Genomic DNA, 19646 nt, shown 5'->3' with positions numbered 1-19646 from the left:
GTACATTTGCTAAACAGTGCTCGACGTTGTTTAGTTGTTCCTCTGGTGACGAGGTAGCAGTAAAACCGCCTGATAAAAATGGTTTGCGTATGTTGCAAGCAAGGATAAACAGCGGTTTGGAGCGTGAGTGCGAAAGAATACCCTGCCAACAATAATAGACATTGAAGCAAGTGGATTTGGCGCAGCGAGTTACCCTATTGAGATAGGTATCGTGCGCTATGATGGTGCAAAGTGGTGTAAGCTACTTCGGCCTTTTGACTCGTGGGTTCACTGGGATCGAAAAGCGGAGTCACTGCACGGCATAACGCAGCAGATGCTGCAAACTCGAGGAGAAGAGCCTCGAAAAGTCTGTGTTGAGTTAAATAACTTCCTTGGCAATACGGTTGTTTACAGTGACGGTTGGGTCGTTGATAACCCGTGGCTAATTAAGCTCTACGCCGCAGCGCAGGTAGAAATGTCTTTCACGTGTAGAGCATTGGAATATATTTTGTCTGAAGCACAAATGAATCAATGGCATGAGGTGAAAAGCCGCCTTGCGAGCCAACTTGATGTTAAGCGTCATAGAGCGAGTTCCGACGCGATGGTAATTCAACAGACTTACGCAAAAACCTTATCATTGGCATAACGGCAACTACGTTTCGTCTTTATGATGGGGTGTAATACTAAAAGCGCACTGTGAATGCAATGTAGCGGTGACCTAAAACAAGGATGACTTAAAACAAGTAATTGACGCCCAATGAGAGAGCCATATTCTCTTCTTCCCCAACTTGCCTATGTTCAAGTTCTACCGCCATGTTTAAACCCTCGCTTTTGCCAAGCAGCCAGCCCAACCGAGTAAAAGTACCTACATCATGAGGTAAATAAAGCCACTCTGCGTAATGCTGAAAGGCGGTATTGTTGGTTTTGTACGTTGCATAGACCTTTTGCGGAACCCAAGTGTTAAACCGCCGGCTGGCGCTAAACATACCTTGTGACCCCGCTGGGTAGGTATAACTGTTGTCGTATAGATAAGTTTCGGTTGTAGATTGAATGCGGTACATACTATTTAGCTGCCACCGCGCTATTTTTTTGCTTTTGAATTGGATAGGACTGTAGTGGGGAGCATTTATTTCCGCGAGCACGGGGGAAGCCGCCATAGACGCAGCCAAAGTAAGTGCCAGAAGAATTCCAGTAACCACATTCATGGAAGAGCCCAAGTTGTTGTTATCATGGCTTGTAAACAACCAGAAACTACAAGCGATAGTGTGTTCGTTATTTAAGCATAGCTGCAAAAAATAGATGATGAAAATATTCTTTGCTGTTTTTTATTTGTTTCGTTGATTTTGCGAGCCAAATAAAAACGCCGCTAGTTTATACCAACACTTTTTTGCAAAGCGTTATAAAAACTGAGCGGCGTATTTAAAAGCGTTATTTGGTTATCGAATTAAATCGATGCTTTTAACGCTTCTGCTTTATCTGTTGCTTCCCATGGGAATTCGTCACGACCAAAGTGACCGTACGCAGCCGTTGGGCGATAAATAGGGCGCTCAAGGTCTAGCATTTGAATAAGTCCATACGGGCGTAGGTCGAAATGTTCACGGACCAGTGCCACTAATGTTTTCTCATCTACCACACCTGTACCGAAGGTATCGATGCTGATAGACGTTGGCTCTGCCACACCGATTGCATAAGACACTTGGATTTCGCAACGCTTAGCAAGTCCTGCTGCAACAATGTTCTTAGCAACGTAACGACCCGCGTATGCTGCACTGCGGTCTACTTTTGATGGATCTTTACCAGAGAACGCGCCACCACCGTGACGGGCCATACCACCGTAAGTATCAACAATGATTTTACGACCTGTTAAGCCACAGTCGCCCATTGGACCACCGATAACGAATCGTCCCGTTGGGTTAATGTGAAAGCGTGTATTTCCATCAATCCATTCACTAGGCAGCACTGGCTTAATAATTTCTTCCATTACCGCTTCGCGAACTGTTTCAGTGCTTACTGAATCGCAGTGCTGGGTTGAAAGCACAACCGCGTCGATGCCAACAGGCTTGTCGTTTTCATATTTGAAAGTAATTTGGCTTTTCGCATCTGGGCGTAACCAGTCTAGCTTACCAGATTTACGCACTTCGGCTTGTTTTTGAACAAGGCGGTGAGAGTACGTGATTGGCGCAGGCATTAGTACGTCAGTTTCGTCGCTAGCGTAGCCAAACATTAGACCTTGGTCACCCGCACCTTGTTCTTCAAGGCTTGCGCGATCAACACCTTGATTGATGTCAGGTGACTGTTTGCCAATAGCATTTAATACCGCACATGAATCAGCGTCGAAGCCCATATCTGAGTGCGTGTAGCCAATTTCTTTAACTGTTTTTCGGGTAAGCTCTTCAATATCTACCCATGCAGAGGTAGTTACTTCACCACCCACTAAAACCATACCGGTTTTTACATACGTTTCGCAGGCCACCCGAGCGCGAGGATCTTGTTCTAAAATAGCGTCAAGAACCGCATCTGAGATCTGATCAGCAATTTTGTCCGGATGTCCTTCAGACACTGACTCGGATGTGAATAAATGCGTGGCCATAAATGCTCCGTAAGCGTTAAATTATCAAAATAGTCGTATATTGTACTAAAACAAGTTATAAATACCAGTCTTTACTTCTAGACGTCTAAAAGTCTCTTCGTTACGAATAGTTGACACAACCCGATCACTTATAGGGTTATTCAGGTCGTAATTGTCGAAGTTAATGATGTATTTGTAAAACTAGGCGTCAGATATAACTGTTTTTGCTGTAATGGGAATACGTGATGGTCAGGGTATAGACCATTTTTTACTATGACTTTCGCTATTGGCAATGAAAACCCATTGAACTGAAAGGTGGCATAGGTAAGAATAACGCCACATTCATTCGTATAAAGAAGTAGAGCGAACGCCTTACCTCTACGCTCGTCTAGCTTGCCTAGCCCGCTAAGATACGAAACAAAAGATACAAAATAAATCAGGAGACAACATGCCCTCTCGTCGTGAACTCGCCAATGCAATCCGTGCATTAAGCATGGATGCCGTTCAACAAGCTAAATCTGGTCACCCAGGTGCCCCAATGGGGATGGCTGATATCGCACAGGTACTATGGGGTGATTTCTTATCACACAACCCTGCAAACCCATCTTGGGCTAACCGCGATCGCTTTGTGCTTTCAAATGGTCACGGCTCGATGCTGTTGTACTCTCTTCTTCACCTTTCAGGCTACGAACTGCCAATTGAAGAGTTAAAGAACTTCCGCCAATTGCATTCAAAGACGCCAGGTCACCCAGAGTACGGTTATGCGCCAGGTGTTGAAACGACTACTGGCCCATTAGGCCAAGGTATCAGTAATGCTGTGGGTATGGCGCTTGCCGAGAAAGTGCTAGCGGCACAATTCAACAAAGATGGTCACACTATTGTTGACCACCACACCTACGCATTCCTAGGCGACGGCTGCTTAATGGAAGGTATCTCACACGAGACATGTTCATTAGCCGGTACACTAGGCCTTGGTAAGCTTATCGCGTTTTGGGATGACAACGGCATTTCAATTGATGGTGAAGTGGAAGGTTGGTTCACCGACGATACACCTGCACGCTTTAAGAGCTACGGTTGGGAAGTGATCGATGGCGTTGACGGTCACGATGCAGAGCAAGTGAAAGCCGCCATTGAAAAGGCACAGGCGAATACTGCGCAGCCTACGCTTATTTGTTGTAAAACCACCATTGGTTTCGGTTCGCCTAATAAAGAAGGTACCGAGTCTTGTCACGGTGCACCACTAGGTGAAGATGAAATTGTCGCTACTCGCGAGAAGCTTGGCTGGAGCCATGGCGCGTTCGAAATTCCTGACGATATTTACGCGGGTTGGGATGGAAAAGAGAAAGGCTCAAAAGCGGAAAGCGCGTGGAATGACGCTTTCGCAGCATACGAAGCCGCCTACCCAGAGCTTGCAGCAGAATTCAAACGCCGTGTAAATGGCGAACTGCCAGCAGATTTCAGCGACAAAGCAGACGCTATCATTGCTGAACTTCAAGCTAACCCACAAAATATCGCGTCACGTAAAGCGTCACAAAATGCACTGAATGCGTTTGGTCCGCTACTTCCTGAACTATTAGGCGGCTCTGCTGACCTTGCAGGTTCTAACCTTACTATTTGGGAAGGCAGCAAAGGCGTTGAAGCGAACGATGCGTCAGGTAACTACATTTATTACGGTGTACGTGAATTTGGTATGTCTGCCATGATGAATGGTATTGCCCTTCACGGTGGCTTTAAGGCATACGGTGCAACCTTCCTAATGTTTATGGAATATGCACGCAACGCGGTACGTATGGCAGCGCTAATGAAGCAGCCTGCAATTTTCGTTTACACCCACGATTCAATTGGTCTAGGTGAAGACGGCCCAACTCACCAGCCAGTAGAGCAGGTGGTAGCGCTACGAGCAACGCCTAACCTTGATAACTGGCGTCCTTGTGATCAGGTTGAGTCTGCTGTGTCGTGGAAGTCTGCTATTGAGCGCACTGACGGCCCAACAACGCTGATCTTCACACGTCAAGGCTTAGCGCAGCAAGAGCGAACGGCTGACCAAGTGGCTAACATTGCCAAAGGCGGTTACGTACTTAAAGACTGTGAAGGTACGCCAGAGCTTATTCTTATCGGTACCGGTTCTGAGGTTCAGCTAGCCGTTGAAGCCGCAGCGAAACTAACCGAGCAAGGCAAAGCCGTTCGCGTAGTGTCTATGCCATCAACTGACGTATTCGACCGTCAGTCTGCTGATTACCGTGAAAGCGTACTGCCTTCTAGCGTAGTTAAACGCGTAGCGGTTGAAGCCTTGTCTAAAGACAGCTGGTACAAGTACGTTGGCTTTAATGGCGCTATCGTAGGCATGGACACCTTTGGTGAATCTGCACCTGCTGGCGACCTGTTTAATCACTTCAACATTACCACTGACGCTGTAGTAGAGGCTGCACTGTCTCTGTAAGAGGTAATAGATAAGCCTATGGTAAATATTGCCATAAATGGGTTTGGTCGTATTGGTCGTAACGTGTTGCGCGCGCTGTATGAAAGTGGGCGCAACAACGAATTTAACGTGGTGGCCATTAACGACATTGCTAAACCCGAAGGCATAGCACATTTACTTAAATACGATACCGCCCACGGGCGGTTCCGTTTTGATGTGGCCTTAGAAAATAACACGCTAAATGTCGCAGGCGACGATATTACACTGCTCGCGATAAGCGATATTAAAGACCTACCCTGGAAAGACTTGGGCGTTGATATTGTGCTTGAGTGTACGGGCAAGTTTGATGACAGAGCATCGGGGCAAGCACATTTAGATGCCGGCGCTGGCAAAGTGCTTTTCTCGTCACCCGGGTCACCAGATTTAGACAATACGGTCATTTTCGGAACCAATGAAGACACGTTGACCAGTGAACAAAAATTAGTCTCCAATGGCTCTTGCACCACAAACTGCATTGTTCCTGTTATCCAAGCGCTAGACGCTGCGTTCGGTGTTGAAAGTGGTACGATCACAACCATTCACGCGTCTATGCACGACCAGCAAGTTATCGACGCCTATCACGAAGATTTGCGCAGAACCCGTGCTGCAAGTCAGTCGATTATTCCCGTTGATACCCGACTTGCTGCCGGTATAGAGCGCATTCTGCCTAAGTTTGCGGGAAAATTCGAAGCCATTGCGGTTCGAGTGCCAACTATCAATGTTACTGCCATGGATTTAAGTGTAACGCTTCAATCTAAGGTAACGATTGAGCAAGTGAACCAAGCCCTTCGCAATGCAAAAGCGGGGCGTTTACAGGGTATTTTGGACTACACCGAAGAGCCTTTGGTGTCGGTAGATTTCAATCACGACCCTCACTCGTGTATTGTAGATGGCACACAAACAAGAGTCAGTCACAAACAACTGGTTAAAACACTGGTGTGGTGTGACAACGAATGGGGTTTTGCAAACCGTATGCTCGATACCGCAAAAGTGATGTTCGACGCAAAATAAAGCATTGATGCTGCCAAGGGTTGGTAGCACCAGCCCGCGCAGCTTTCACAGTTAATTTGAGTGTGTTTCATTTGTTTAAACACGCTCTACTAAATTTGAATTAACATAGGAAAGACGATGGCAATTCCAAGCATGAGCGATATGGCCCTAAAAGGTCAGCGCGTATTAATTAGACAAGATTTAAACGTGCCGGTAAAAGACGGCAAAGTAACTTCTGATGCGCGTATCAAAGCATCAATCCCTACGATTAAAGCAGCCCTAGATGCTGGTGCAGCAGTTATGGTGATGTCTCACCTTGGTCGTCCTACTGAAGGCGAGCCTGCAGACGAATTCTCTCTTCAACCTGTTGTTGATTATCTTAATGACGCCCTAGACGTTCCTGTAAAGCTAGTTAAGGACTACCTAGACGGCGTTGAGCTTGCAGACGGTGAATTGGTTATTCTTGAAAACGTACGTTTTAACAACGGCGAAAAGAAAGACGACGAAACGTTAGCAAAACAGTACGCAGCACTTTGCGATATCTTCGTAATGGATGCGTTCGGTACAGCTCACCGAGCACAAGCGTCTACACACGGCGTTGCTAAATTCGCACCAAAAGCCTGCGCTGGCCCATTACTTGCTGCTGAATTAGATGCGCTGGGTAAAGCGCTAGACAACCCTAAGCGTCCAATGGTTGCTATTGTGGGTGGCTCTAAAGTATCTACCAAGTTGACCGTGTTAAAAACATTGGCTGAAAAAGTTGACCAGCTGATTGTTGGCGGTGGTATCGCTAATACGTTTATCGCGGCTCAAGGCCATAATGTGGGTAAGTCACTAGTAGAGATGGACCTTACCGAGCAAGCCACGCAGCTTATGAATGAAGCGCAGGCGAATGGCGGTAATATTCCAGTGCCTACAGATGTTGTCGTGGGCAAAGCGTTTGATGAGAATACCGAAGCGACGCTAAAAGTAGTCAGTGACGTTGCCGACGACGATATGATTTTTGATATTGGTCCAGACTCTTCAAAGGCGTTAGAGGACATTATCAAGAACGCGGGAACCATTGTTTGGAATGGCCCTGTAGGCGTATTTGAATTTGAGCAGTTCAGTGCAGGTACGAAAGCGCTTTCAGAAGCGATTGCAGCAAGCGACGCATTCTCAATCGCAGGTGGTGGTGATACACTAGCAGCGGTTGATAAATACGGAATTGCCGATAAGGTTTCATATATCTCAACAGGTGGTGGCGCGTTCCTTGAATTCTTGGAAGGTAAAACATTACCAGCGGTAGCAGTACTAGAAGAAAAAAATAAATAAGCCTAAGCGCTGAATATAAACGCAGCGTTTTAAAGCTCTAGATAGCTAAGGCCTAGTACAAAGGCTACCCCATAAGTGTCACGCTCAGTAACAGCATTTTTGAGCGTGACCTTTTAATCGGAAACGATTACACCTGCGAAACAGTGAAGTACGCAGGCATAAATACCAACTTTATTACAGATGTGTTTACTTAAGGTGCTGGCATGCTGCGTCTGAGACAAACAGATCTTTAATAGAATTGGTATAACAATAAACCCTACACCTGTCTATTAAGGCAGTAATATACAAAAGGAGTGTTGCAATGGCATCACAAGCTCAGCAGGCAATGTTGGATAAACTGAAGACGCAAACCGGTTTTATTGCAGCGTTAGATCAAAGCGGCGGTAGTACCCCTAAAGCGTTGCGCTTATACGGCATCGAAGAGTCAGAGTATAGCTCAGACGAAGAGATGTTTAATCTTGTTCACGAAATGCGTACACGCATTATCACCAGCACCCCTTTTAGCGGCGAGCGCGTTCTTGGCGCAATCTTGTTTGAAAACACCCTTGATAGAGAAATTGAAGGCATGTCTTCTGCACACTACCTGTGGCAGAAAAAGCGTGTTATTCCTTTCTTAAAGGTAGATAAAGGACTAGCTGAAGAAAGCAATGGCGTTCAAGTAATGAAGCCAATGCCTGGTCTTGATGCACTGCTAGCTAAAGCGGTAGCGCAAGACGTGTTTGGCACTAAGATGCGTAGTGTTGTTAAGCTTGCGAATCACCAAGGTATTAAAGATGTTGTTGCTCAGCAATTTGAAGTGGGTAAGCAAATCTTAGCCGCAGGCCTTGTTCCGATTATCGAGCCAGAAGTAGACATCCACAGCCCACAAAAAGCGGAAGCTGAAGCACTTCTTAAATTAGAGATCCTAACGCAGCTAAACCTTTTAAACGAAGGCCAGGAAGTTATGCTTAAGCTAACGCTTCCAACAGAAGCTAATTTCTACAAAGAGCTTGTTGATCACCCTCGCGTGCTTAAAGTTGTAGCGCTTTCTGGCGGCTATAGCCGTGAAGAAGCAAATGCGAAACTGGCAGAAAACCAAGGTATGATTGCAAGTTTCTCTCGAGCATTGACTGAAGGCGTTTCTGCAAAGCAGTCTCAAGAAGAATTCGAGGAAACGCTAGATAAAGCGATTGAAGATATTTACCAGGCCTCTAAGGCGTAATCTTCCCTCTTGTCAGCACTTCTAAAGAGCGCCTAATGGCGCTCTTTTTCGTTACGAGTTCTTTTGAAGTATTGTGACACCTTCATTTTAATAAGCTCATCTTTATAACCTTGCTAATGGGATGCCTCTGGGGAATTAAGGTCTTCACTAATACTTTTATATGTGGCTATAAAATACGCCCGCCCACAACACACAGGCAATAACGATGGATAGAAAAACGCCTGCTGATGCCAAGTCTTTTGCTAACCCTGATAGAGCATGAAACTCTGTACCTATTCTGTCGACGGTGACTTCAATTGCCGTATTGATGATTTCCGCAAATAAAATGAAAAAAATGGAAGACATTAAAATTGCACGTTCAAGAAAAGGAATTGACCAAAAAACAAGAACCACGAATGCCACAGCGGCTAGACTGAGTTCTTGTTTAAATGCAGCTTCGTTCTTAGTAAGCCAGCTAAATGCTCGAAGTGAATTCTTTAGAGCCTTAAATACTCGAAGCAGTCCTTTTGGCTTGTTACTTGGGTCGAAGTGCGCGGTAGTACTTACCACACGGTTTGATTCATTTAGGCTTCGCATTGTTTAAAGATATCCATAGTAGGTTGGTAAGTAATACTCTTTACACTTGATAAACCAAGTAACGTGTCAAACAAGTTGTCTTGAGAGTAAGGGTGGTTGGCCAGGTTTTTAATACAATTTCGGTAGCCTGAATCTTCAAACTTCGACGCCCAAAAAAGCATAGGAATGTGAGTCTGTTCTTGCGGTGCAATTTGATAAGGGAATCCATGTAGATAGAGTCCTTTTTCACCCAAAGATTCACCGTGATCAGACAGGTATAGCATGGAAGCGTTTGGCACATTTTTTAATGTATTAACAATCTCTCCAAGTACATAGTCAGTGTACGCAATGGTATTGTCATACGTGTTGATAAGCGCCTGCGAATTACAGTTTTGAATATCACTTCTAGGACAGTCGGGAGAGAATTTGGCAAATTCAGCGGGGTATCTTCGATAGTAGGTAGGGCCGTGAGAGCCTATCATATGAAGAACAATAACCCTGTTAGTTGTCGCAGGTGATGACAAAACGTCCTTCAAAAGCTCGTTGAGTAAAACATCGTAGCAAAAATCACCGTCACATAAACTAGGGTCTTTGGATGGGTCAAATGCAATAGTTTCAACTCTTTTGCACACCCCCTTGCAGCTACTATTATTGTCTATCCATGTCACATCAGCGCCAGCCCGATGTATGATATCAAGCACATTATCCTGACTTTCCGCAATGCGAACATCATAGCTTTGCCTTGAAAGTCGAGAAAACATACAGGGTACTGACACCGCAGTAGCGGTCCCGCATGAGGTCACGTCGTTGAAACTTACCGCGCCTATGTCGTTCATAAAGGGCGTGGTGTTTCTGCTATAGCCATTACTGGCAAACTTGTCTGCCCTTGCTGTTTCTCCAACAACCAGTACAGTCGTAGAAGGCAAAGCGTTTTTTCTATTTATTATAGAAGGTGTCTTGTCCAGTACCTTGTAAGGAAGTGGCGGATAAAAGTAGGTGTCTCTGAGATATTTGTAGCCAGAATCGTAAAATGCATAAGGGATAATATACTTGGCCAAATCTTTGTTATTTCTACCCACCGCAGCATAGTCTTTATAAAGGCCAGCAGCGATAACGATTATTCCAACCACTGCTAATACGTTGAGCTTAAGTAAGTGCTTAACTCTAGCAACTAATTTTCCATTAATTTCCTGATTAAAGACGGCAACAACGGGCACCAATCCTAACAAGAAGAAAAAGAGTAAAAGCGTTGAGTTTAGATAGGCAAATGCTTCACCAGAATTGGTCTCCATCACATTTTGAATCATACTCTTATCAAATATCACGCCGTAAGCGACCGTACCGTATAAAAGAAGTGAACTGACTAACAGCGTCACTGCCACGGTCAATCTTGGCAAAAGAATGGCGCCTAATAGGCTAAGGGCGATGATATTGAAAAAGGTAAGCAACAATGGAACGGACAGAAAAAATATCCACTGGCCTACTGTAGTTGGCGACACAGCGTGATAGACATTTGAAATAAAAGGGAAGTTGAAAACCAGCGTTATTAAGACTGATGCTATAAAAACAAAATTGGCTAATGAAGGGTTTAAATTTAACGAACGTGGAAATTTCAAAGTCAGTTCTCTTGTGTACTACTTGCAGCACAAGATAACTTTCAAAACTTAAATAAAGCTTAAGCAAAACTTTGGGATTAGTGTTAATGAAAATTTTTATCTAGAACCAGCAATTCTAGGTGGCTTCCCATTGCAACCATTTGTTATATATAGAGAAACGGCGTGCAGTTGCACAAAAAGCTTCCTAGGCCGTCACTTTCTATCGTTAATTAATTTAATATTATTCTCGCCTTCAGTTTATCTTAAGATTGAGATCATAACCTTAGCGAGGAATAAAAATCGACCAATGAAACATGAGAATACTCCTTATAGAAGATTCATTGTCTTTGAGAAATAGCCTGAGCTTAGGTCTAGAAAAACTTGGCCATTCAGTTGATTTAGCTGCCACAGGGCCCGATGGTTTGAGTATGGCGCTTCTTGGTAGCTACGACATTATTGTATTAGACCGCATGCTGCCAGAACTTGACGGGATGGCTATCTTGAAAACGCTAAGAAAAAGACGGATAGAGACCAAGGTGCTCATTTTGTCTGCACGTGCCGAACCTGAAGAGAAAGTTGAAGGCTTGTTAGCAGGCGCTGATGATTATCTATCTAAGCCTTTTTCATTTGAAGAGTTGTCAGCGCGACTTCTCAGTTTGATGAGACGGGGCGTAACAAACTGTATTAACGATCAAATTACTATTAATGGATTGATATTGGATATTCAGGCCAAGTCTTTTTTATTTGGAGAGCAGGCGATTAGTTTAACGCCGAATGAATATCGCATAGTAGAGTGCATGTTCCTAAACAAAGGCAAGGTCGTCACATCAGAAAAATTAAGTGAATTTATTTCCGGTAGTTATGACCATATCTCAAAAAATGCAATTGAAGCGCACCTCTCTTCAGCGCGAAAAAAAGTAAAGGCGTGTGGCGCTACACTCCCCATCAAAAGTAAGCGAGGATTTGGCTACGTCGTGGTGGAAGGCGATGAAGTCAATACGTAAAACCTTAACGCGACGCCTTTCTATCACTATTTCTTTGCTGGTGATTGTCGTATTACTCGCCGCAGATATCGGAGTTGATACCTGGGTTCAAAGAGAATTTAACCAAGGTTTAAAAGCCAAAGTTGGCATGCTTCAAAGCTTAGTCAATGAAGATTTAGACGGCGTTGAGTTTGAGTTTGCTGGCGAGTATTTCCCTGAGTTCGAGGGTGCTTCTTCTCCAGAATACTTTCAATTGTGGTACAAAGGGCAGGTTTTCGAAAAGTCGGAATCCCTTGCACTGTACACTGTCGACGAGCTGCCGTTTGAAAACTTAAGTTTAAACGAGGCGGTGATTAACGACATTACGCTGCCAGATGGTCGTTCCGGGCGTATTATTCACACCAAATACGTGCCTCAAATTGACTCTGAAGACCGCGAAGCATTCTATAGCGTCAAAGGCGAAGAGCAGCGCGACCCCATGGTTATCGCATACGCAACTTCCACTGAACTGTTGAATTTTACGCTTTGGTTTATCGATATCGCATTTTTAGTGGCGCTTATTGTAATTCCGTTAATGGTAAGATTCGTCGTGCGCAACACGGTGTCTTACGCGTTGGCACCACTTGATGCATTAAACAACAATATAAGAACTCTAAGGTTTACTGCCACAAACAAGCACGAAGCATTCTCTACAAACGTTTCAGAACTAGAGCCAATCGTCAGCAGCTTGAACCATTTTATAAACGATAACTACGCCCTATACCTTAGAGAGAAAAGACTTACCTCTGACATTGCTCACGAACTTAAAACGCCGGTTTCTGAACTTATCAACCTGGTGGAAGTTGCCATGAAGTTTCCAGGCGAGGAGCGACTCGAAAAAGATTTTAAACCGCAGATTCTTCGCATTGGGATGCGAATGAAAAACATCATTTCCGGTTTGATGTTAATCCAAAAGCACAGTGCTAAGCAGACTCAATTGAACGACCTTATTAATATTAAAGAGCTCGTTGCTCAAGTTGTCGCAAGCAAAGCGGTAGATAATATTAATGTGGTTGCGAAAGAAAGGAGCGACGTGGTTGTTCACTCTAACCGAATTGCGGTGGAGTCTATATTTAGCAACTTGTTAGACAACGCTATTGAGCATGGAAAGCATTGTGAGTCGATCAGCGTGTATATAGGCAAAACGCAATCAGGGCAGGCCCAAATAGAAGTGACAAATACAACGCATACTGAAATTGATGAAAGTGACTTAAGACATATGTTTGAACCCCTGTGGCAAAAGGATGCATCACGTACATCAGAGGACAACTTTGGCCTAGGGCTATCAATAGTGAGTGCATTGTGCGGTGCGATTGGGGCAGACGTGTCGGTTTATAAGTTGGATCACAACCACATCTCTTTTTCTGTGACTTTCAAAAAGGCCTCTTAAAAATACGTGCTGTTAAAATGCATTTTTGTTTGCAGTAAAAAGATATGACGTACACTGCCACACTCAGGAATTCTGAGTTTGTTTGTAACAAATACGTGCAACCGGTTATTGCCTGCGTTTAGTGGCAATACTGGTTCTTGTCAAAGCGTGGTTGGCTGTGTAGCATAACGCCGCAATTTTCCTTATATATTTGAATTTCTGGAATATTAACCAGTGCATAATCAGCAGTACATGAAGCAGTACACTATATACGCATTAATAGCGTTGTTGTTTACTTGCTTATCTGGACTCAAACAGGATTACAAGCCAATCACGTTCAAGCATCATTTCGATGCTTCTATTTCCGAATATTCCTTCGAGTTTGATACAGAGGAAAGTGCGCCGGAAGAGCCCGCTCCACCACAAGATGTTGTGCTGGATTACCTTGCGGACTCCTTCACTGAAACCGCAAAGCCACGTCCGCGCTGGCATTTCAAAACATCCCTTAACTACGCAACGCCGTTAACCCGAGCGCCGCCTATTGCTTAGTTTTTTAGGTTTAGCGGTTATTGGCTACCTAAAAAACACGTTAATTCGATATTCCTAACAACGCGCCAGCGCTTTGCTGGATGTTTTTGCGTGCTTAATTATCAGCGGTGAACCTATTTGCTGAAAGCGCGCTAGTGGCATGCTGTCTTTTTATAAGGCATGTCACGATTAGCCTTTTTATTACGAATTTACATTATGAGCAAAAAAGCACTTCTTGCAGTAAGCATTGTTTCCGCACTTTTAGGTGGTTGTGGACATGAAGAACATGCTGCGCATCACGAAAAACTTCAATTCAACGTTACTCATCCTATCGTACAAGACACAACGCTGGTAAAAGAGTACGTCAGTCAGATACGTGCCATTCAACATATTGAAGTTAGAGCTATGGAAAAAGGCTATCTTCAATCGACCTTTGTTGATGAGGGACAAACGGTAGAACGTGGTCAGCCCATGTTCAAAATAATGCCGAACGTATATGAAGCTGAACTACACCGCGCTGAAGCCGAGGCTAAAGCGGTCGAGATGGAGTACAAAAATACAAAGTCGCTTGTTGAACAAAACATTGTTTCTCCTAACGAACTTGCCGTCATAGAAGCACAGCTTCAAAAAGCTCAGGCTGAAGTTGAACTGGCAAAGACTCACTTAGCATTCACAGATATCAAAGCGCCGTTCACAGGCAAAATGGACCGACTGGAAGCTCGAACGGGAAGTTTGCTTGATGAGGGCGAACTGCTCACCACATTGTCTGATATCAGCACAATGTGGGTGTATTTCAATGTGCCTGAATCAGAGTATTTAAAGTACGCGCAGAACAGCGCATCAAATGATCAAACGTCAGTGCGATTAAAGCTTGCCGATGGCAGTATTTACGCGCATCAAGGCGTGATAGATGCCATTGAAGCTGATTTTGATAATCATACCGGTACCATTGAAATGCGTGCGTCTTTCCCTAACCCAGACCAACTGCTAAGACATGGGCAAACCGGTAATGTCATGGTGGATATTGCCTATCCGGATGCTTTAGTTATTCCTCAGAAAGCCACATTCGAAATTCTCGATCAAAGCTTTGTATATGTGCTGGATAGCGAGAACAAGTTAGCAACCCGCCACATTAACATCGCTGCAGAACTCCCTAACATCTATCTGGTTTCAGACGGACTAGCGCCGGACGACACTATTTTGATTGAAGGACTGCGAAGAGTTTCGAACGGCGATGAGATAGAGCCTGAACTTATTTCAGCCAGCGACACATTAGCTGAACTGTCATTGCACGCAGAATAAGGGGGCGCTATGTTTGGAGTTTTTATTAAACGTCCAGTGATGGCCATCATGTTATCGCTGATGATTATATTTTTGGGCGTGTTGTCGGTGTTTAGCCTACCCACGTCACAGTTTCCAGATATTGCTCCGCCGCGAGTGCTTATTTCTCTGGCATATCCCGGTTCGAGCGCTGATGTATTGGTGAAGTCATCGCTGGTTACCATTGAGCGTTCAATCAACGGTGTGCCGGGCATGAAGTACATCGTGTCTGATGCGACCAGCGCGGGTGAAGCCACCATTCAAGTTATCTTCGATTTAGATGTAGATCCGAATCAGGCGCTCATTAATGTGAAAACGCGGCTTGACCAGATCATGAACCGGCTGCCCCAGCTCGTGCAGTTAGAAGGGGTGGTACTAGAGCGGGTTCAGCCTAGCATGTTGATGTACATAAACGTTTATAGCACGGACGAAACGGCTGATGAAAAGTTTCTGTACAACTATTCCAATATCAACCTTATCCCCGAGATACAGCGGGTAAACGGTATTGCCAGTGCAAAAATATTGGGAAGTCGCCAGTACGCCATGCGAATTTGGTTAAAGCCTGATCGCATGCGTGCTTACAATGTTTCTGTAGATGAGATCATGGAATCGATAGACGAGCAAAGCTTGATTGGACGCCCTGGACGACTTGGCAGAAGCTCAGGCATTACTGCTCAGTCCAAAGAATACGTGCTTATTTACGAAGGACGTTACGACGAGCCTGAAGAATATAAAAATATCATTATTCGCGCCGATTCCGACGGTCGCTTGCTCAAATTAGGTGATATTGCCGATGTTGAGTTAAGTAGTGAATTCTTCGATATTTACTCAAACAAAGACGGGTATCCTTCCGCTGCGATAGTGCTAAAGCAGAACTATGGAAGCAGTGCCAACGAGGTTATTTCTCAGGTGAAAGCCACTATGGCTGAACTAGAAAAAACGTTTCCAGAAGGCATGAAGTACGAAATCAACTACGATGTTTCTAAGTTTCTAGATGCCTCTATTGAACAAGTGCTGCATACCCTGTTTGAAGCCTTTATTTTGGTTTCCTTGGTGGTGTTCATCTTTCTGGGTGACTGGCGTTCCACACTTATCCCGCTTCTTGCTGTGCCGGTTTCACTGGTTGGAACGTTTTTCTGCATGCAGGCCACAGGGGTGAACATAAATCTTATTACTCTGTTCGCTCTCGTATTAGCGATAGGGATTGTGGTAGATAACGCTATTGTTATCGTGGAGGCCGTTCACGCGAAGATGGAAGAAAGCAGCAGCCTAACCCCTTATATGGCGACCCAACAAGTACTGGGTGAAATGGGGGGAGCTATTATCGCAATTACACTGGTGATGACGGCGGTTTTTGTGCCCCTTATTTTTATGACGGGCCCGGTAGGTGTCTTCTATCGCCAGTTCTCTATTACCATGTCATCGTCAATTATCATCTCGTGTATTGTGGCGCTTTCATTAACGCCAGTGCTGTGTGCGATGTTGCTTAAAAACCCTCATTCACACACAAGAAAGGCAACGCCATTAAGCAAGTTTATTGATGGATTTAACCATTATTTCAATAAGTTAACCGGTCGTTATACAGGCATTATTAAAGCTATCGTTACACGCCGCAGTGTTACTGTAGTGCTGCTTGCGGGCTTTGTGGTAAGTACCTTTGGCGTTAATCAGGCATTACCTACAGGCTTTATTCCCGGTGAAGACCAAGGGCAAATCTATGCCATCATTCAAACACCGCCAGGCAGTACCCTTGAAGCGACGAATACAGTAGCGCGAGAGCTGCAAAGCTTGGCGCTGGACGTTGAAGGCGTCTCCTCGGTATCCTCGCTTGCTGGCTATGAAATTCTCACGGAAGGACGAGGTTCAAATGCTGGTACCTGCTTGATTAATCTTGAAGATTGGGCTAATCGCGAACAGTCGGTACGTGACATCATTGAAGAACTGGAAGCCAAGACACACCACTTAGGAGCAGTGATTGAGTATTTCGAACCGCCTGTTGTGCCGGGTTATGGCGCGTCTTCGGGGTTATCATTTCGTTTACTCGATAAGACCAACACTACCGACTATCAAGAGTTCGACCAAATCAACAAAGCCTTCATGGAAGAACTCGGTAAACGTGATGAGCTAAAAGGTTTATTCACGTTTTACGCTGCCGATTATCCTCAATATAAAATTGAGATAGATAACCAAGCTGCAATGCAGAAAGGGGTATCTATTGGCGCTGCCATGGAGAATCTGAATATTCTTATCGGTAGTACTTACGAGCAAGGTTTCACGCGTTTTAATAACTTCTTCAAAGTGTACACACAAAGTGCGCCAGAATATCGTCGTTATCCCAGTGACTTATTGGATTACTACGTGAAAAACGAAGAGGGTGAAATGGTGCCTTACTCGGCCTTTATGAAGCTGATTAAAACCCAAGGCCCTAATGAAATTACACGCTACAACCTTTATACCTCGGCAGCAATTCGTGCAGAGCCTGCAGCAGGGTATACCTCGGCGCAAGCGATAAAAGCAGTTGAGGAAGTAGCGGCTGCAACCCTGCCAAAAGGATATGACATAGGTTGGGAAGGCTTGTCATTTGACGAGGCTAAACGAGGCAATGAAGCCATCGTTATCTTTGCCGTAGTATTGTTGTTTGTATATATCGTGCTGGCATCACAATACGAAAGTCTGCTTCTACCTTTTGCAGTCATTCTTTCACTACCTACCGGTATTCTCGGCTCATTCCTGTTTCTAAAAGGAATGGGGCTGGCCAACGACGTTTATGCGCAGCTTGGCTTAGTTATGCTGGTTGGGTTACTCGGCAAAAATGCCGTGCTTATTGTGGAATACGCAGTGCAAAAAAATCAGCAGGGCTTATCGATTGCTGACGCAGCTGTTGAAGCGGCCAAACAGCGCTTCCGTCCAATCCTAATGACATCGTTCTCGTTTGTAGCAGGGCTAATTCCGCTTGTTATTGCAACGGGGGCAGGCGCAGTGGGAAATAGAACTATTGGTGCTTCTGCCTTAGGCGGTACTTTGTTCGGCACTGTTTTTGGTGTGCTGGTTATTCCTGGGCTTTACTACTTGTTCGCCAAACTTGAAGAAGGTAAGTCATTAATCAAAAACGAAGATCATGTCCCTCTTACTGAAACTTACCACTATAACGATGAGGTGCTAAGCGATGATAAATAAAAAGCGATTTACTTATAAGCCGCTGTGGTTAGCGCTTAGTAGTGCGTTGTTAGTAGAGGCATGTGCCATCCCTACCATTGAAACGCGAAACCCTAATCTAGATTTGCCAGAGCAGTTTAACGCGAAAGTTTCGCAAGTGGATACTCAGGCTGGTCAAGGGATTAACCAGAGTACACAAGCAAATATTCAATGGAGAGAGTGGTTTAACGACCCTACGCTTTCTGCGCTGGTGGAAACGGCGGTTAAGAACAACCAAGAGGTGTCTATATTAATTCAACGCATTAATATGGCGTCGAATGAAGTGTATGCACGAGAAGGGGAATATTTGCCTCGACTCTCTGCGGGGGTAGCCGCTGAAACCGAAAAGGTAGGCGAATATACCCGGGAAGGCGCAGTAGAAGAACAGTTAAATATCAAGGAGGATAAAGAATTTCCCGACCCGCTGGCAAACTTAAAGCTAGGCCTTAATGCGTCGTGGGAAATTGACGTTTGGCATAAGCTGAGAGATGCGTCTAAAGTGGCCTCGCTTGAATACTTGGCGTCGGTTGAAAGTAAGAACTTTTTCGTTACCCAGTTAGTATCTGAAGTTGCGCGTACTTACTATGAACTGCTGGCGCTAGATAACAAGCTAGAGAATCTTGACTCAACCATTTCGCTACAGCGTAATGTTATTCACACTATTAATGCGTTGAAAGAATACGGGCGGGCGTCATCGCTACCCGTTGCGCGCTTTAACGCGGAAGTGAAGAAAAACGAGAGCGAGCGTTACTTGATTGAGCAGGAAATCCTAGAGAAAGAGAACACGCTCAATCTGTTATTAGGACGCACTCCACAGCCCATTCAAAGGGACAGTAACGTGTTACTCAGCGCCGAGATAATAAGCCCGCAGGTGGGTGTACCCTCTGCGCTATTAGACAATCGCCCGGATATAAAACAAGCTGCACTCACGCTCCAGGCAGCAGAGTTAAATATCGATGTGGCTAAAGCCAACTTCTACCCTTCTTTTGAGCTAAAAGCAGGGTTAGGTTTATCGGCGTTTGATAGTCGCTACTTGTTTAATGTGCCTGAGTCATTGGCATATTCATTATCTGGTGATGTTTTTGCGCCATTAATAAACCGCAGGGCGATTGAAGCGGTTTACCAAAATGCCAGCGCCGAACAAATTGAAGCGGCTTACGAATATGAACTGACCGTTTTAACGGCGGTAGCTGAAGTAACTAACAGTTTATCGAAGCTCGATAATTTGGAGAAAAGTGCTGAAGCAAGGCGACATCAAATTGCTTCACTGGAACAGTCGATTGATATTGCCAATAGGCTTTTCTCGTCAGCTCATGGTGAATATTTAGAGGTGCTGCTTGCACAGCGAGAAGCACTGGAAGCGCGTAGCGAGTTTATAGAAACCCGTCAGCAGCAAATGGCCGCACTGGTCGATTTGTATCAGGCACTCGGAGGCGGATGGCAATCTTAAAATCAAAAGGAGAGCGCTCGCTCTCCTCAGACTGTTGAAAAAGCCCTAGACGAAAGTCTGGGGCTTTGATCTAATAGGCATAGTGAAATTCGGAGTGTTCA

General features: G+C 44.8%; 15 protein-coding genes. 11 read left to right on the top strand and 4 right to left on the bottom strand.

Going from position 1 to position 19646, the window contains the following annotated elements; all coding sequences use genetic code 11:
• Positions 1–127 precede the first annotated feature (127 nt).
• Positions 128–625: an exonuclease domain-containing protein gene (locus NO989_RS14295; RefSeq protein WP_014948380.1), complete on the top strand. Its 498-nt coding sequence runs from the start codon at positions 128–130 to the stop codon at positions 623–625.
• An 88-nt stretch (positions 626–713) separates the two neighbouring features.
• On the opposite strand, the gene NO989_RS14290 is transcribed toward NO989_RS14295, so the two are convergent.
• Entirely contained in the window at positions 714–1184 is a 471-nt protein-coding gene (locus NO989_RS14290) for a hypothetical protein (RefSeq protein WP_014948381.1), read from the bottom strand.
• A 239-nt stretch (positions 1185–1423) separates the two neighbouring features.
• Entirely contained in the window at positions 1424–2569 is a 1146-nt protein-coding gene (gene metK / locus NO989_RS14285; RefSeq protein ID WP_014948382.1) for a methionine adenosyltransferase, read from the bottom strand.
• Positions 2570–2996: 427 nt separating this feature from the next.
• Between metK and tkt the strand changes: the two genes are divergently transcribed.
• From tkt to NO989_RS14265, 4 genes are all read left to right on the top strand, one after another.
• The gene (gene tkt / locus NO989_RS14280; RefSeq protein ID WP_014948383.1) at positions 2997–4988 is read left to right on the top strand and encodes a transketolase; all 1992 of its coding nucleotides are present in this window, start codon (positions 2997–2999) and stop codon (positions 4986–4988) included.
• Between the two features lie 18 nt (positions 4989–5006).
• A complete protein-coding gene (epd, locus tag NO989_RS14275) occupies positions 5007–6017 on the top strand; it encodes an erythrose-4-phosphate dehydrogenase (protein ID WP_014948384.1) in 1011 nt (336 codons plus the stop codon).
• A 117-nt stretch (positions 6018–6134) separates the two neighbouring features.
• Complete coding sequence (locus NO989_RS14270) at positions 6135–7310, top strand: phosphoglycerate kinase (protein ID WP_014975742.1); 1176 nt, start codon at positions 6135–6137, stop codon at positions 7308–7310.
• A 301-nt stretch (positions 7311–7611) separates the two neighbouring features.
• Entirely contained in the window at positions 7612–8511 is a 900-nt protein-coding gene (locus tag NO989_RS14265) for a fructose bisphosphate aldolase (RefSeq protein WP_371342775.1), read from the top strand.
• Between the two features lie 156 nt (positions 8512–8667).
• Here the strand turns inward: NO989_RS14265 and NO989_RS14260 are convergent, their stop codons facing one another.
• Together NO989_RS14260 and NO989_RS14255 are read right to left on the bottom strand one after the other, a co-directional pair.
• Positions 8668–9087 carry a diacylglycerol kinase gene (locus NO989_RS14260; RefSeq protein ID WP_371342774.1) on the bottom strand — a complete coding sequence of 140 codons (420 nt, stop codon included), beginning with the start codon at positions 9085–9087 and terminating at the stop codon, positions 8668–8670.
• Complete coding sequence (locus NO989_RS14255; protein WP_371342773.1) at positions 9075–10682, bottom strand: phosphoethanolamine transferase; 1608 nt, start codon at positions 10680–10682, stop codon at positions 9075–9077. The genes NO989_RS14260 and NO989_RS14255 overlap by 13 nt, the downstream gene beginning before the upstream one ends.
• Positions 10683–10975: 293 nt before the next feature.
• Here NO989_RS14255 and NO989_RS14250 point away from each other — a divergent pair, with 293 nt between their 5' ends.
• The 6 genes from NO989_RS14250 (at position 10976) to NO989_RS14225 (ending at position 19545) form a co-directional block, all read left to right on the top strand.
• The gene (locus tag NO989_RS14250) at positions 10976–11665 is read left to right on the top strand and encodes a response regulator transcription factor (RefSeq protein ID WP_371342772.1); all 690 of its coding nucleotides are present in this window, start codon (positions 10976–10978) and stop codon (positions 11663–11665) included.
• On the top strand, positions 11649–13073 hold the full coding sequence (locus NO989_RS14245) for a sensor histidine kinase (protein WP_371342771.1): 1425 nt from the start codon (positions 11649–11651) through the stop codon (positions 13071–13073). The genes NO989_RS14250 and NO989_RS14245 overlap by 17 nt, the downstream gene beginning before the upstream one ends.
• Positions 13074–13304: 231 nt before the next feature.
• Complete coding sequence (locus NO989_RS14240; protein WP_371342770.1) at positions 13305–13601, top strand: hypothetical protein; 297 nt, start codon at positions 13305–13307, stop codon at positions 13599–13601.
• A 195-nt stretch (positions 13602–13796) separates the two neighbouring features.
• Positions 13797–14882, top strand: a complete 1086-nt coding sequence (locus NO989_RS14235) for an efflux RND transporter periplasmic adaptor subunit (RefSeq protein WP_014948392.1) — start codon at positions 13797–13799, stop codon at positions 14880–14882.
• A 9-nt stretch (positions 14883–14891) separates the two neighbouring features.
• Positions 14892–18077, top strand: coding sequence for an efflux RND transporter permease subunit (locus tag NO989_RS14230; RefSeq protein WP_371342769.1), 3186 nt, complete (start codon positions 14892–14894; stop codon positions 18075–18077).
• Positions 18067–19545: a TolC family protein gene (locus tag NO989_RS14225; protein WP_156085977.1), complete on the top strand. Its 1479-nt coding sequence runs from the start codon at positions 18067–18069 to the stop codon at positions 19543–19545. The genes NO989_RS14230 and NO989_RS14225 overlap by 11 nt, the downstream gene beginning before the upstream one ends.
• Positions 19546–19646 lie beyond the last annotated feature (101 nt).

The organism is Alteromonas sp. DY56-G5 (genome assembly GCF_041414725.1).
GTDB lineage: Bacteria > Pseudomonadota > Gammaproteobacteria > Enterobacterales > Alteromonadaceae > Alteromonas > Alteromonas macleodii.
Note: the sequence above shows the minus strand (reverse complement) of the source record. Positions and strands in the feature narration are given on the sequence as shown.

Bases quoted from the DNA above. Each gene is read 5' to 3' on its own strand.
- NO989_RS14290 (WP_014948381.1), bottom strand. From the start codon at position 1,184: ATGAATGTGGTTACTGGAATTCTTCTGGCACTTACTTTGGCTGCGTCT.
- NO989_RS14230 (WP_371342769.1), top strand. From the start codon at position 14,892: ATGTTTGGAGTTTTTATTAAACGTCCAGTGATGGCCATCATGTTATCG.
- NO989_RS14245 (WP_371342771.1), top strand. From the start codon at position 11,649: ATGAAGTCAATACGTAAAACCTTAACGCGACGCCTTTCTATCACTATT.
- NO989_RS14225 (WP_156085977.1), top strand. From the start codon at position 18,067: ATGATAAATAAAAAGCGATTTACTTATAAGCCGCTGTGGTTAGCGCTT.
- tkt (WP_014948383.1), top strand. From the start codon at position 2,997: ATGCCCTCTCGTCGTGAACTCGCCAATGCAATCCGTGCATTAAGCATG.
- NO989_RS14240 (WP_371342770.1), top strand. From the start codon at position 13,305: ATGAAGCAGTACACTATATACGCATTAATAGCGTTGTTGTTTACTTGC.
- NO989_RS14260 (WP_371342774.1), bottom strand. From the start codon at position 9,087: ATGCGAAGCCTAAATGAATCAAACCGTGTGGTAAGTACTACCGCGCAC.
- NO989_RS14235 (WP_014948392.1), top strand. From the start codon at position 13,797: ATGAGCAAAAAAGCACTTCTTGCAGTAAGCATTGTTTCCGCACTTTTA.
- NO989_RS14270 (WP_014975742.1), top strand. From the start codon at position 6,135: ATGGCAATTCCAAGCATGAGCGATATGGCCCTAAAAGGTCAGCGCGTA.
- NO989_RS14265 (WP_371342775.1), top strand. From the start codon at position 7,612: ATGGCATCACAAGCTCAGCAGGCAATGTTGGATAAACTGAAGACGCAA.
- NO989_RS14250 (WP_371342772.1), top strand. From the start codon at position 10,976: ATGAGAATACTCCTTATAGAAGATTCATTGTCTTTGAGAAATAGCCTG.
- epd (WP_014948384.1), top strand. From the start codon at position 5,007: ATGGTAAATATTGCCATAAATGGGTTTGGTCGTATTGGTCGTAACGTG.
- metK (WP_014948382.1), bottom strand. From the start codon at position 2,569: ATGGCCACGCATTTATTCACATCCGAGTCAGTGTCTGAAGGACATCCG.